Annotated in this window: 6 protein-coding genes; 1 reads left to right on the top strand and 5 read right to left on the bottom strand. The window is 45.0% G+C overall.

Going from position 1 to position 15017, the window contains the following annotated elements; translation table 11 throughout:
* The first annotated feature begins 128 nt into the window (after positions 1 to 128).
* Complete coding sequence (locus GTQ38_RS10240; RefSeq protein WP_161435413.1) at positions 129 to 869, top strand: tyrosine-protein phosphatase; 741 nt, start codon at positions 129 to 131, stop codon at positions 867 to 869.
* Positions 870 to 935: 66 nt separating this feature from the next.
* On the opposite strand, the gene GTQ38_RS10235 is transcribed toward GTQ38_RS10240, so the two are convergent.
* The 5 genes from GTQ38_RS10235 to GTQ38_RS10215 all read right to left on the bottom strand — a co-directional run bounded on the left by GTQ38_RS10235 (position 936) and on the right by GTQ38_RS10215 (position 14855).
* On the bottom strand, positions 936 to 8150 hold the full coding sequence (locus GTQ38_RS10235; RefSeq protein ID WP_161435412.1) for a PKD domain-containing protein: 7215 nt from the start codon (positions 8148 to 8150) through the stop codon (positions 936 to 938).
* Between the two features lie 422 nt (positions 8151 to 8572).
* On the bottom strand, positions 8573 to 10927 hold the full coding sequence (locus tag GTQ38_RS10230; protein ID WP_161435411.1) for a GumC family protein: 2355 nt from the start codon (positions 10925 to 10927) through the stop codon (positions 8573 to 8575).
* A 48-nt stretch (positions 10928 to 10975) separates the two neighbouring features.
* Positions 10976 to 11758: a polysaccharide biosynthesis/export family protein gene (locus GTQ38_RS10225; protein WP_238857897.1), complete on the bottom strand. Its 783-nt coding sequence runs from the start codon at positions 11756 to 11758 to the stop codon at positions 10976 to 10978.
* Positions 11759 to 11794: 36 nt separating this feature from the next.
* Positions 11795 to 13729 carry a polysaccharide biosynthesis protein gene (locus GTQ38_RS10220; RefSeq protein WP_161435410.1) on the bottom strand — a complete coding sequence of 645 codons (1935 nt, stop codon included), beginning with the start codon at positions 13727 to 13729 and terminating at the stop codon, positions 11795 to 11797.
* A gap of 1 nt (position 13730) precedes the next feature.
* Entirely contained in the window at positions 13731 to 14855 is a 1125-nt protein-coding gene (locus tag GTQ38_RS10215; protein ID WP_317169064.1) for a DegT/DnrJ/EryC1/StrS family aminotransferase, read from the bottom strand.
* Positions 14856 to 15017 lie beyond the last annotated feature (162 nt).

The following is a 15017-nucleotide window of genomic DNA, read 5'->3' as shown; positions in this document are numbered from 1 at the left end:
GATATAGAACTGTAAATGAGCTAGTAAAGGTCAGAAGCCGACTGTTCTGAACCATTATCAGATTCCCAGACGCACTATGAGCGCTGTTATCCACAGAAATACTATTTTTGCGCAGAAATTTGTGTTTGATGTTTCAAATTTTTGCCAAAAAGGAATACCTGGTCGATCACTTGAGCCATTATGTGGATATGCACAATCATATTCTTCCGGGTATTGACGATGGTGCTAAAACTGCTGAGGACTCCATTGCGCTGATCAAAGGCTTTGGGGAGTTTGGTATTTCGCGTTTTATCGCCACACCTCATATCATGCACAATTACTATCCTAACACAAGGGAGACCATAGAGGGTGCTTTGGCAACACTACAGAACGAGCTTCTTAAAAATGATTTGAAAGATGTGGTCATTGCCGCTGCGGCTGAACATATGATAGACGATAATTTTGAGAGTATTCTTGGAAAGGGTCAGGTAATGCCAATGCAAAAGGAATACCTGCTCGTGGAAATGAGCTTCCTGCAACCACCTATTAACTTTGATAAGGCTTTGATCAAAATCGCGGAGAACCACTACTACCCTATTCTGGCGCATCCGGAACGTTACGTTTTCCTTTACCAACGTCAAAGGAAATTTCAGGATTATAAGGAAAGGGGAATGCTCTTCCAACTCAATCTGTTATCCCTGGGGGATTATTACGGGAAGCAGACCACCAAAATGGCCCTGAAGCTTTTAGAAAATGGACTGATAGACTACGTGGCTTCGGATGTTCATAATCTCCATCAATTAAAAACACTTAAGGAATTGTCTTTGCCAAGAAAAGTACTCAGACAAGTCTTGCCATTGATCAGGCAGACCATAGAAGTATTTTACTAGCGCTACAAAAGAAAAAGGACCTGCCCCAAAGCAAGTCCTCTTCCCAATTTTATCTTTAGAACTGTATTAGTTTCTAATGACCATTTTCAAAAGGAAGGGTTCTCCTTCGCTCATGATGAGCCTTAAGAAATACACTCCATTCCTATGGGTATCAACCGGGATAATATAGGCTCCCTGAATTGTTTGCAGCTCTTCTCCCAAATACGAGCTAACCAGTCTTCCACCTACATCATAGATCCGCACTCCAAAAATCTCAGTATCACCTGGCTGATTCAGTATTTGCACTCTCGCTACGCCTTGCTGGGTAGGATTTAACTCGAGAATTGCTTTCATTTTATCAGCCACCGCCTCAACTGTTATGGTCACTGTTGCCGAATTTGTAAGGCCGGCAGCATCTTCCACAGTCAGAGTCACTTCGTATGTTCCCGGATTATTGAAGGTATAGCTGGCTTCCATATCCGTAGAGGTGCTACCATCTCCGAATTCCCACAGGTAACTCACTATACCCATATCATCCGTAGAATTTGCTGCACTGAAGGTTACTTGTAGCGGTGCATTTCCGCTGGTCGGATCCGCGTTGATCACGGCTACCGGCGGCAAATTAGAACCTTCCGGTAATACGGTCACGGTTACCTCATCAAAACCGGTCTGGCTTTCATCGTCCGTAACTGTAAGTCTAAAGACATAAACGCCTTCTACCAGGTCGGAAGCTGTCAATGTAGCCGTGGTCTCCCCTGAGAGTGTCGCAGTACCCGGGCCACTTTCCTGGGTCCAAAGGTAAGCTGTTATATCTCCTCCATCCGGATCGGTTCCGCTACCGTTGAGTGTTACTGAGTTCGTTGGAAGCACAATGGTCTGATCCGCCCCTGCGTCAGCCACAGGAGGTTCACCGCCTCCTTCCGGCTGGACCGTTACTATTACCTCGTCAAAACCGGTATCGTTCTCGTCATCTGTGACGGTCAACCTAAAGGTATAGGTACCGGCTACCAGGTCACTCACGGTAACATCAGTGGTAGTTTCACCTGCCAGGGTGGCCGTACTAGGACCACTTTCCTGGGTCCAGAGGTAGGCTGTAATATCCCCGCCGTCAGGATCGAATCCTGAACCGCTGAGCATTATCTGGTTTGTAGGCAGGGTAAGGGTCTGATCCGGACCTGCATCCGCGATAGGCGCTCCGGAACCAAATACTTCAATACCCGAAATCTTTGGGTTCTCTACAACTGAGGTCAATATTATAGTAAGGCTACCATCGTTAACCGTAATATTGCTGAAAGTTTCAATAACCGCCGTCGCGCTTCCACCTGCCGCAGCAACAATATCATAATTATCCATGGTTTGCTGTCCTCCTTCAATATCAATATCGAATATCCTGGAACCTTCGCCACCGGTAGGATCCCCGGAGGGAACTCCGAAAAAGATCTCTGCAAAGTGCAGATTAATGTTATAATCACCAGATGCCACCGGTATCTCATAAGTCAGGATACCTGAGGTGTTGAACCGTTCTGTCTGATACAACTCGTCATTTTCAGTATTGGCGATAGCTATTGGGTCGCTAAATACTCCGCCACCCAGGAAATACTGGTCTGCAGACCAATCTTCACCCATAAAGGTCAGAGCAGGTCCACCGGAATTAATTCGAAGTGACAGAGCTCCCTGTAGCACTTCAACAGTAACCTGGTCTGTTCCCATTTCAGCTTCATCATCTGTAACGGTAAGGCTGAAAACGTAAGTACCTTCTACAAGATCGCTCGCTGTAAGATTATCGGTATTCGCATCGCCAAGGGTAGCTGTAGTCGGACCGCTTACCTGAGCCCATTGATATGCCGTAATGCTACCGCCATCAGGGTCGTATCCGGAACCGTCCAATACAATACTGCTGTTTGGAAGGTTTACGGTCTGATCTTCGCCTGCATCGGCTACAGGTGGTTGAGTGCCACTTTCACCAAGTACCTCAATACCTGTGATCTTCGGGAATTCCACTATCGCGCTGAGCGTAATGGTCAAAGCACCGTCATTTACATTAATGCCTGTGAAATTCTCAACCACTGCGGTAGAAGGTCCGCCTGCTGCCACGAAAATATCGTAGTTCATAAGTTGCGCCTGCCCACCTTCAATATCTACATTAAATACCCTGGAACCGGCACCTCCGGAAGGATCTCCATTAGGAACCCCGTAGAACACTTCTGCAAAATGCAGGTTGAGATCATAGGTACCATCGGTCACAGGTATTTCATAACTGAAAGAGCTGGAAGTGGTAAACCTTTCCGTATGATACAACTGATCATTAGAGGTGTTCGCGATTTCCATGGCATTGGCAAAAGTATCGCCACCAGAGAAATACTGGTCTGCACTCCAATCCAGTCCGTTAAAGGTATAAGCTGGACCTCCGGCATTTATTCTTATGGCATCCGTAGGCGGAACCACGTTAACCGTAACATCGTCAAATCCGGTTGCGCTTTCATCATCAGTAACTGTAAGCCTGAAGACATAGACTCCTTCAATAAGATCATCTGCTATCAGGTCTGCTGTGGCCTCACCGGATAACGTGGCGGTACTCGGACCGCTCTCCTGAGTCCACATATATGCATTGATAGTCCCTCCATCTGGATCATTTCCTGAACCATTCAGGACCACGCTGTTCGTTGGGAGTGTTATGGTTTGATCTTCTCCGGCATCAGCTATAGGATCTGAAGGGCCTGCGGTTGTATTTTCAAATATTCTGGGAATGATGTTATCCCAGCCGATAGAGACCACATCCAGGTCACCATCGTTGTCAATATCCACTACCTGGGCTCCATCGTGATGGTCAAAGCCAGTTCCTCCCATATCAATAGTCTGCCGTATAAAGGTTCCAGAGTCACATAGGTCGTTCTCAAAGACGATCAGGCGATGGTCTTGCAGCCATTCCCCAACAATGATATCTTCATCTCCATCGAAATCAATATCCTCCACGAACACACTCAAACTACCGGTAATATCCGTAGCCAGAACCCGCTTGGTCCAGGGCTGTTCCGGATCAGCCGGAGCCTCAAACCAGGCAAACTCAAAGCGATCAGGATCACTTCCAAGACCTAGCTGGCCTACTACTGCATCCAAATCCCCGTCCCTGTCAAAATCTGCCAATTGATTACGATCAAGCGTCGTTGCGTAAGTCGCACCGGTTGAAAAAGTTGTCCAGGTACCATCTCCGTTATTTCTTAACCAGTTGCCACCCTGGAAGAGATCCAGGTTACCATCACGGTTAATATCTCCTTCATTAACATCTTCACCCAGGGAATCCGGACTTAAGTTCTCAAGGGTCCAGGTGGTGTTAACAGGATCTGCTGGCACCGTAAGCAGTTGCATGGCGTCTCCGGTATCTTCCGCTCCATTCCAGTTTATAGCCATTTGATAGGGGCCCGCAGTTTGAAATACCCCTCCTGCCAGTCCGGCCAGGAAAGGTTCTCCAAAAGTGGCCGTTCCTGAAGGAATATTTGTTCGAACCGTAAAATTCCCGGAACCATCATTTTCGGCCCAGGCCATATCCGAACTTTCGTAAGCTCCCTGCGTACCCAGCAGGTCCATATCTCCATCCCCGTCAAAATCGTATACGTGCGCGACGTTATTAAACGGACTTCCGATAGCATTTTGCTGCCAGTTCCCAGAGGCTGAACCCGGGTTTTTGTACCACCATCCTCCGGTTACAATATCTTTCAGACCATCGCCATCAAGATCGTAATGCGGGAAGATATACACAGCCCGATAGGGCAACTCAAAATCTTCTATCTCGTGTACTACCCACTGGTCTGGGAACGGATTGTCATTACAGGTTAACTGAGCTGTAACATTGACCGTTATTTCATCAAAAACACCAGTGCCAACGTGAGAAGCATCAAATAGTTCAAGTCTTATGGTGTGATTCCCAAGACTTAATCCATCTATAGTGATAGGGCCATAGCTGTAATGTGGCCCCACCATAACACCATCAATAAAATAGTGCATATGAGTACTGCCAACGGCGATCTCCCAATTCTCTACCGTAAAGTTAACCTCAAAAGGTTGATTAACATCCCAACCATTAGAAGGCGAAATTATGGTAATGTCCGGTGTCGCCTGGAAGGTATCCGGAGGTAAGATCTCTATAGCCGATATCTTTGGATTGTCTACCCCTGGGGTAAACTGTATATTGGCTGTTCCGTCAGTTATGCTGAAATTATCAAAAGTTTTGATCAGGGCTGTGGCCGGATCGGTTTCGGTCAGAATATCGAAATTGACTAATACCTCTTCACCCTCAATGGCCACATTGAATACGCGATCTCCGGCGCCGCCTCCCGGATTTCCACTGGGGACCCCAAGGAATATCTCCGCGAAGTGCAGACGTATATCGTATTCGCCGGCAACCGGAATAGGAATTTCATAAGAAAATGTGCTATAGCGTTCCGACTGATACAACTGATCAGCATCTGTATTTTCTATAGGGATGGCGTCTGTATAGGTATCTCCTCCATTGAAGTACTGATCCGCGACAAAGGTCTCTCCGTCTGCGGTGACCTCAGGACCTCCTGCATTGATGCGTACCGCATTAAATATAAAGAAGGAATAACTATCGGACACAACAGGCAGACCTACCAGATTCTGAACGTTACTTATTGTCAGATTATAGGTAACCCCGGAACTTAGGTTTGAGGTAGTGATCAATACCGATTGATCATTCTCTTGTAAAGCCACCGCGTTCACGGAAATGCCTCCGTCTATACTGTAATTAGAAAGGTTTTCTGCCGTAGCCTGGCTTACGTATTCGGAAAAATCTACCCGAATTGTATTATTGTCTTCCGCCACCACGGAAACCACTTCCGGAGGCGTATTATCCGTAGAGACCCCGTTTCCAAGGAATTCTACATAGTTAAGGTCAAAAATATCGGAAGTGACGCCCCCGTTCTTAAAGACAAAATACAGGTCGTTCTTTCCTCCCGGGTTGGTTAAATTGCTTTCAACGTCCAACCAGTTGGAGTTACCACCGGTATTCGGAACGTTAGTAGCGACTACCAAGGTACCGGTTGGACTTCCTAATCTAAGTTCTATGGATCCTCCGGCCATGGTTGAGGCTACCCTGTACTTTACCCCGGTAATATTTGCAAGGTTCCTTCCTTCAAAGACGATATAACCGTCATTATCTACCCGCATAGCCGAGTTACCTCCACCCCAGGGGTCCGTATTACTGATCAGTACGGTTCCACTTTCCGAATCGGCGAACTCCGCCTCCTTGCGTTTGGGGTGAAGTCTTATCTGATCGAAGGAGATCAATCCACCGGTATCCGTATAGTTTGTTCCAAGGACGAAAAACAGATCCGCTTCCCCCCCAATTTGGTGACCTTCGTACCCCAGGGTTACGGTTTGTGGGCATCCATTAAGTGTAGCTTCATCGTGAAAGTGGTTCAGGTGACCAAGTGAAGGAACCACATTTACGTCATCGCAATCTATCTCTCCTCCGGAGGTACTTCCGTCCTGCTCATCGGTTACTTCCAGGTCTATGTCAACATCATCCCCCCATCCTATCAAACCACCATCCACAGGAGATGTAAAATCAAATGTAGCTTTGGTGTTGCCTGCATATATGGTAACGTTCTTTACTCCTATTCCACCGTTACCGTCATCCACACGAAGTTGAGCATTAAAGGTACCTTCAGTGGTATACGTGAAGGTAGGATTAGGATCTGTGCTGTCTATGATTCCGTCTGTGGTAAAATCCCAGGCGTAAGACAGAGGAGAATCTCCATCCGGGTCAAAAGTACCATCACTAGAGAAATTAACTTCCAGATCCAGGATACCATCGGTAGGGCTCGCGTCCAGCGTAACCACAGGAATGGAGTTGGTAGTAATTCCAATGTAATCCACCCTGATCAATCTTCCGGTTCCCGCGTTCTGTGGGCAACATCCGGTTCCGTACGCCAGAATATACATAAAGCCATCAGGGCCGATCTTCATATCGAGAAAACCATCCTGGGATGTCGGGAAAACAGAGGGGGCCAATTGTTCGTTGGTTATAATATTTCCAGTGGCATCCATGGTGACTGCCCAAATCTTACTGGTATTGAAATCAAAATAAAAGTAGACCCCATCGAACTCTACCGGGAGTCTTTTAAGGTCTGTAAGGCTGGCATCGTAATAATATCTTGGTCCGGACAAGTAGCACTGGTGAAAAAAGTCTAACCATGCCGGCTGAGCCGGAGGAAGATCAGTTCCTCCCGTATTCCATACGGAAATGTTCTGCGGAGACGCTGGATTGTTATAGTATGGTGTGCTGGCATAATCTACCAGATAGGCTTCGTTATCTCCCGAAAAATAGGGCCAACCGTAATTCCCTGCTGCTTTGGTAAGGTTAATTTCATCCAATCCAACGGGTCCTTCTCCCGAACCTCCTGGAACATCTGCATCAGGGCCTACTTCTCCCCAAAACAGCCAGTCTGTATTTTCTTTGTCGACGAAGATCCGATAGGGATTCCGCGCACCCATCACATAGATCTCGGGTAAGCCATCTACTCCTCCTGGGAATAAGTTTCCCGCAGGAATGGTATAGCTGCCATTGGACTGTGGTGTGATCCTAAGGATCTTTCCTCTCAGATCATTCATATTGGAGGAAGTGTTCTCTGAACTCTCCGTAGGATTATTTTCATCAAAAGTAGCGTATGGGCTGTGGTTGGTATTATCCCCTGTTGCTATATAGAGATTTCCCTGGGAATCAAAATCGAGATCCCCACCAGAGTGAAAGCAGCAGGTTCGTTGGGTTGTCCATTCGATCATGACCACTTCCGAAGAAATGTCCAGTACATCCCCATTCATGGTAAACTGAGAAACCCTGTTCACAGATGCTGCCAGGGGCGAATAGTGTAAATAGATATAGTTGTTCGTCGAGAAATCCGGATCAAAGGCGATTCCCAACAAACCGTCCTCAAACTCGTGAAAGACAGGAAGAGTTCCTGCAGAAACCGTAGACTGCGTATCCGGCTTATAGATAATTACCTCACCGTATCTGTCAATAATAAAAATTCGTCCGTCAGGAGCAAACTTGAAAGTAGTGGCGTTAGCCAGTCCTGTAACCAGGTCTACCTTCTGAAATTCATCCGGAAGCTGGGCGTGAATAGATCCACTTGTGAACAAAGCGAGTAATAGAAGGCTAAACAAGCCAGATCTCAAACCTCTGGTGTTCAACAGAGACAGTTCACGTAAGTTCTTCTTAAACAGTAAAAATAAGGGAGTGACAATAGCAAACGATAAGTAGGTTTTTGGGTATAATTTTCTCATAGTTCACAAGTTATTATAGCAGTTTTTTTTACGTGCGCACACGACCCACAAAGATAACTTTATAACAACTTTAAGGGTAAATACCCTACCGGTTTTCGTTAAAACTAGATTGAAAATCGGCAAAGTACTTAAACCAACTAAATTTGTTTAATTTATCCAGTTGGGATTACTCTGTAATCTGTATGGTTTCGGGGGTTACCAGAGGATTTCAGGCACATCCTTAGAACGGGCCGTCAAATTTACAATTACTGAGGTTTTTAATCACATTATTAACACTAAAATCCGTCGCCTTTTTTGGTTGTAGGAAACCACCTATATCAACCCAGGCAAATCGCTTCTTTTAATCTGGTTATTTGTGTGTAGTTTGGTTTAATTGAATGGTGTTAAATGAGCTGCAAAAGCTCAATGGGGAACCTGAGATCCTAGAACCTCCACCATTTCTTCTGTTCTTTGGCATAGCCATAACCGTATTTTCCGGCGTATCCTAAATTAGATGCTTTTACGTCGTTGACCACAAAAGAGAGACCGTTAATTTTACCTTCTTCCTTTAGCTTGATGGGGTATTGAACCGCCTTCTTTTCAGTAACTCCCGCCCGGGTAACATAGACTATCAGGTCGGCAAATTCACTGATCAGTAAGGTATCGGAAACCACCATCATCGGAGCGGTATCCACAATGACGTAATCGTAGGTTTCAGACATCTCATCTAAAAGCTGCTTCAGTCTGTCGCTCATCAGTAATTCGGCCGGGTTAGGTGGTATCCTGCCCGAATAAATCACATCAAAGGTATTGTGGTGAACCAACATAGGGTTAATGATATCTTTGGATTGCAGGTCTTCATTGTACAGATATTCTGTCAATCCCGCGTCTTTGTTCTTGCTTCTTTTGGTAAGTTTATCCACCTGGCTTCCCATAAAAAAGGTATACAGCTTAGGATTCCGTATGTCTGCCCCGAGCAATAGCACTTTCTTATTGGTTCCGGAAAGTATCATGGACAGATTGGTAGACACAAAGGTCTTACCTTCTCCTGGTACACTGGAGGTCACAAAAATAATGTTGTGCTTACCCCGGCCTTTTTTGGCTTTGATCAGGTAATCCAGGTTGGTCCTCATGATACGCAGTGCCTCGGCCAAAATGGACCTATCATCCTTAACCACCACTTTCTCCTCATTTTTGGCCAGTTTTGGGATCTCTCCCAATACGGGAACGCTCTTGGTGATCTTTTCCAGGGAGTGCATATTCTGTACCTTGTTATCCAGGAGATCCGAGGAATAGATAACCGTAAATGGCAGCAATAGACCCAGTATCACCGAAGCCAGATACACCAGGGACCTCTTGGGAGAGACCGGGTCTTCCGTTTCGTTATAGGCGTAATCGATGATCTTTGATTTTGGGGCCGTAGACGCTACCGCGATTTGAGCTTCCTCACGCTTTTGAAGCAGATATAAGTAAAGTGATTCCGTAGTCTGCTGCTGACGTGTAATGTCTCTTAATGCCCTTTCATTACTGGGTGCGGAATAGATCTTTGAATTTATTATCGCCTGCTGTCCGCTCAGCGTATTTACCTGCAACCCAAGATTGTTTACCGTACTGTTCAAACTGGACTGCATGCTTTGTTTAAGGCCTCTCAACTGTTGGTCCAGGTTCTGGATGATCGGTGATCTCTCTGTGGAGCTTTTAAGCAGTCGCTTTCGCTCCAGTACAAGCTGGTTATATCTTTCCGTGGTACTGGCGATAGTCGGATCGTTTAGTCCGATATTTCCGGGAAGTACCTCAAAACCTTCCTGTTGTTCTACCAAATTCTGCATGGAGCTGGCAATGTCTAACTGGGTACGATAGTTTGCAAGTTCCTGCTGGTTCGCAGCGCCAATATTTAAATTGATGTTAGCCTCTGATTGGATGTCCGTCAGACCCCGGCTAGTTTTGAGGTCCTGGGCGTCCTGATCCACCGTAGAGAGGTTGGCGGAAATATCTGAGATCCTTTCGTTGATGAAGTTGGAAGTCCGGTCTGCAATGATCTGCTTATCTTCAATGGCATTCTCATTATATATCCTTATCAGGGTGTTGAGGATGTCTCTCGCCTTTTCTTTGATGGGATCTTCCAGGGAAAGTGTAACGATATTGGAATACTCATCCGGATTCAGGACCTTGATGCGTTTCTGATAGTTTTGTGCAACCAGCATGGTTGGGGTGATCTGTACCTTTATCCTGGTGTCCTTATACTTGCTGAAAGTTTCGATGTTCGGAGTGATAACAATCTCACCTACAGGGGATTTGATGTCCTTACCGAAAGCATAGATCTTTACGGGTTTGTCCTCCTCCTCACTGTAGCCAAAGGTGGTTGAAGAAGACAGTGTGAGGTAAAAAGAGAACTCCGCTTTGTTGATCACGGAATCCGGCGCAATGAAGTTCAGCTTTATCGGTGGATCTTTATAGATCTCGGTGTTCAATACATGGCCGGTTGCCATGATCTTGGTATTCAATCCTAATTCCTTTACAACATCTATGAAATTGGATCTTGAGTTGATAATGGCAATCTCATCTTCCACCTTATTCTGAATTCCGGAAAAGATCTCCATTTCAGAGAAAAGGTCGAGGCCGGTGCCGGAACTGGCATCTTCAAGAATATGGATCTTAGCCCGTGCCTCATACTGCGGGATGGTATACCTCAGATAGAGATAACCAAAAACAATACAGGCAACAATGGATAATACAAACCACTTCCACCTGACGGTGTAGTTATAAATAACATCTTTTAATTCGATATTCTCGGGCATAAAAAAACAATTTTTAAATGGGGCTGTCTACAGCCCGGCGTATCGGTATTAGTTCCTTGTTATTAACAGCACTGTAGAGGTAATAAGAACAGACGCAATTGAAACTGCTATTGTTGCCCTGTTGTCCAGAGCGGAAGAGGTAATGGCCGACCTGTTCGGCTCTACATAAACCACGTCGTTTTGAGTAAGGTAATATACCGGTGAACTCAAAGCGTCCTTATCGGTGAGATTTATTCTCGTATATACTTTCGTACCGTCAAAATCACGAATCACCATAACATTCTCTCGCTGACCTTTAATAGTCATATCTCCGGCCAAACCTAAGGCCTCTAAGATGGTAATCTTTTCTCCTATTACGGGATAGGTACCTGGACTTCGGACCTCACCCAAAACCGTTACACTAAAATTCCTTAAACGTATATTGATAATGGGGTCCTTAAGGTATTCCGAAAGCCGGTCTCGTAAGAGCACGCGGGTCTCCTCCGGGGATAATCCCGCGATCTTCAATTTCCCTACAACCGGAAAATCTATTTCTCCCTGCCCGTCGATCAGATAATCTACCTGCTGCGGTGTAATACCGCCTTCCTGAGCACCTCTAAACAGGTTAAAGGGTACACTTGCCTCATTATCCAAAGTAGATACGTGTATACTCACTAAATCGTCTACCTTAAATTTCGGGATAAAGTTGTTTTTTTCTACCAGCGTTTCAAAGGTACCGGCATTTTGAAAATAAACAACGTCCTTTTTTGAAGCACAGGAGGTTAACAAGCATATCACGAAAGATATGAGCATAGGGGCATAGAACCGAGAGTAGTTACTTTTTTCTAACATATTAATTGGAATTTTCTGTACAAGTATAGTCAAAATCTAGGATTGAAACACCTTCTTCTGAACCTTATTGTCCACTGCCTTCTTCTCGGATTCATCAAGCTTACAGAATTCTGAATTGTTAGAAACGTACTCAGGAACAATTTCTTTCATCAACTTTACAGTGTCACCATTGAAGAACATGTTAGAAACGCAAAGTTCGTCTATTTTGGAGCGCACTTCGGAGTAGTCAAGCTCACGCACTTTACTGATCATGATCTTCTTGTGGTAGGTAGGTAATGTGTTTTCGCCTGAAGCCAGCAGTTCTTCGTACAGCTTTTCCCCTGGCCTTAGACCGGTAACCTTAATATCAATGTCTTCCGGATAACGAAGACCGGAAAGTTTGATCATATTCTTCGCGAGGTCGTAGATCTTAACGGACTCACCCATATCAAAAATAAAGATCTCACCACCCTGACCCATCGCGGCTGCTTCCAGTACCAATTGCGAAGCCTCAGGAATGGTCATAAAATACCTGGTAATGTCTTTGTGGGTTACCGTCAGCGGGCCTCCTTTTTCAATCTGCTTTCTGAATAGCGGGATAACCGATCCGTTGGAACCCAGAACATTACCAAATCTGGTTGTAATGAATTTGGTCTTTTGCTCCTGGTGCATACAACTGATATACATCTCTGCAATACGCTTGGTGGCTCCCATCACATTGGTTGGGTTAACCGCCTTGTCCGTGGAAACGAAAACAAATTTCTCCACATTGTAAAGCAGGGAAAGGTCTACCAGCATTTTAGTACCTGCAATGTTGACCTTAATTGCTTCATAAGCATTGTATTCCATCAGCGGAACATGCTTGTAAGCCGCGGCGTGGAAAACAATGGTTGGCTTGTACTCCTGGAAAAAGGTATTCATGCGGTTTTTGTCCCGGATATCCCCTACAATAGGGATGAAATTGTGAAAGCCGTTTTGTTTTAATTCCTGCTGCAGGTCGTAAAGTGCAGACTCCGCCTGATCGATAATGATCAACGATTTGTAATCATAGGTGGCTATCTGCCTTACAATCTCACTTCCAATGGAACCGGCACCTCCGGTTACCATGATCACCTGCCCCTTCAACTCATCAGATACTTTGGATTTCTTGATATTGATAGGAACCCGGTTCAGCAGATCCTCAATCTGTACCTGTTTGATCTGAGAAACCTTGAGCTCCCCGTTGATCCAATCCTGTACAGGAGGAACGATCTTAACCTGTACCGGAAAGTCTACAAGGCTTTCAACGATTTCACGCAGGCGGTTGTTATCAATCGTATTTATAGATACAATGATCTCGGAAATATCACTTTTCTTGAGGAAGAATTCCGTGATGGTCTCCTTGCCATATACTTTAATACCGTTAATGCTCTTTCCTACCTTTTTATTATCGTCATCAATATACCCTATGACTCTTGCGTTACTTGCGGTATGATTAGTCAGAGCATTGTAGGTAAGAATACCAGACTCCCCTGCTCCATAGATCAATACATTCTTATTGATATGGAATTTCTTGACCAGGTTATAGTAAAGCGTCTTAAAAACATACCTGGATGTAGTAAGTGCAATAAACCCGATTAAACTATGTATGATAATAATAGACAGCGGGATAGTGAAATTCTTCATCAACCCCATCTGCTTATTGACGATCACCATGAAAATGGTCAGGATACTGGCCAGACAGATCGCGTTAAATATGTTATAGACATCCCTCACCCCGGTATGTCTTACCACTCCTTTATAAGAACCGGTAAAAATAAATGCTGCCAGAGCTATCAGGGCAACCAGGGGTAACTGAAGGAAAAGTTGCTTGGTATCGAAGTTCAACGTCAGATTAAACCTGATCAGGTAAGACAACATGAATGAGATACTGATAAGAAAGACATCAATACCCAAAACGAGCCATTTTGATGCGTATCTATGTGCGTTACTTACGAGGTAATTCTTAATCATGCTAAATTGTTTTGAGGATTAGGGCCAGGATTCTTTTCAGATCTTCCTCTACTAAATTGGATCCGCTCGGGAGGCATAGTCCTCTTTCGAACAGATTTTCTGAGACTCCGTTGGTATAAGACAGATTCGCTTCGAACACCGGTTGCATATGCATGGGTTTCCAAAGTGGTCTGGACTCAATATCATCCTCCAACAGCGCCAATCTTATTTTTTCTCTTGTTTCGTAATCCGGCAATAGTATACAACTCAACCACCTGTTGGAAAAGAATCCTTCAGGCTCGGCGAGGAAAGTAATGCCGGATATATGTTCCAGATGTTGCTTGTAAAATTCGTGATTGGCCCTTCTCGCTTTCACCCGCTCTTCCAGGACCTCCATCTGTCCTCTGCCTATTCCGGCGAGAACATTGCTCATACGATAATTATATCCCACTACCGAATGCTGATAGTGAGGAGCATTATCCCGGGCCTGAGTAGCCAGGAATACCGCTCTTTGCTTGTGCTCCAAATTTTTACTTACCAGGGCCCCGCCACCGGAGGTGGTAATTATTTTATTGCCGTTGAAGGACAAAATTCCAAGATCTCCAAGGCTACTGCAATTCTTTCCTTTGTACTTGCTACCTAGTGCTTCGGCGCTGTCTTCTATAATTGGGATATTGTATTTTTTTCCAATAGCGGTAATCTCGTCTGCCATATAGGGCATGCCATAGAGGTGTACCGCGACGATAGCCTTGGGCTTTTTCCCTTTGGCTGAACAATCCAGGATCGCTTTTTCCAGTAATTCCGGAGACATATTCCATGTCTTTTCCTCACTATCTATAAAAACGGGCTGAGCGCCTAAATATAAAATGGGGTTTGCGGAAGCGGAAAAAGTAAAACTTTGGCATAAAACCAGGTCACCTGAAGTAACACCCAGCAATTCAAGGGCAAGATGGATCGCAGCAGTTCCCGAACTCAGTGCGGCTACATGTACATCTTCCTGTACGTAATCTTCCAGAGCCTTTTCAAACAAATTTACATTTGGCCCCAGGGGTGCCACCCAGTTGCTGTCGAATGCCTCTTGAACGTAGGCTTGTTCATTGCTTCCCATATGGGGAGAGGAAAGCCAAATTTTCGTTGCGGTTACCAATGGTTAACTATTTTAAATTAATGTCAGCCCTATCCCTTCAACTACTTATCTCGGCAAATGAATTCCGGTAAACTAAGAGAGTAATATATGTTTATTCCGGATTCTGCAACATACAATATACTAAATATATAGCAGAAAAATTTCAAAAATCTCAAAGTCAGG

Source organism: Poritiphilus flavus (assembly GCF_009901585.1).
In the GTDB taxonomy this organism is placed as follows: Bacteria; Bacteroidota; Bacteroidia; order Flavobacteriales; family Flavobacteriaceae; genus Poritiphilus; species Poritiphilus flavus.
This window is presented reverse-complemented; position numbering and strand designations above follow the sequence as displayed.

Excerpts from the sequence above, each read along its gene's own strand:
- GTQ38_RS10240 (WP_161435413.1), top strand. The coding sequence starts at position 129 with ATGTTTCAAATTTTTGCCAAAAAGGAATACCTGGTCGATCACTTGAGC.
- GTQ38_RS10235 (WP_161435412.1), bottom strand. The coding sequence starts at position 8,150 with ATGAGAAAATTATACCCAAAAACCTACTTATCGTTTGCTATTGTCACT.
- GTQ38_RS10225 (WP_238857897.1), bottom strand. The coding sequence starts at position 11,758 with ATGTTAGAAAAAAGTAACTACTCTCGGTTCTATGCCCCTATGCTCATA.
- GTQ38_RS10230 (WP_161435411.1), bottom strand. The coding sequence starts at position 10,927 with ATGCCCGAGAATATCGAATTAAAAGATGTTATTTATAACTACACCGTC.
- GTQ38_RS10220 (WP_161435410.1), bottom strand. The coding sequence starts at position 13,729 with ATGATTAAGAATTACCTCGTAAGTAACGCACATAGATACGCATCAAAA.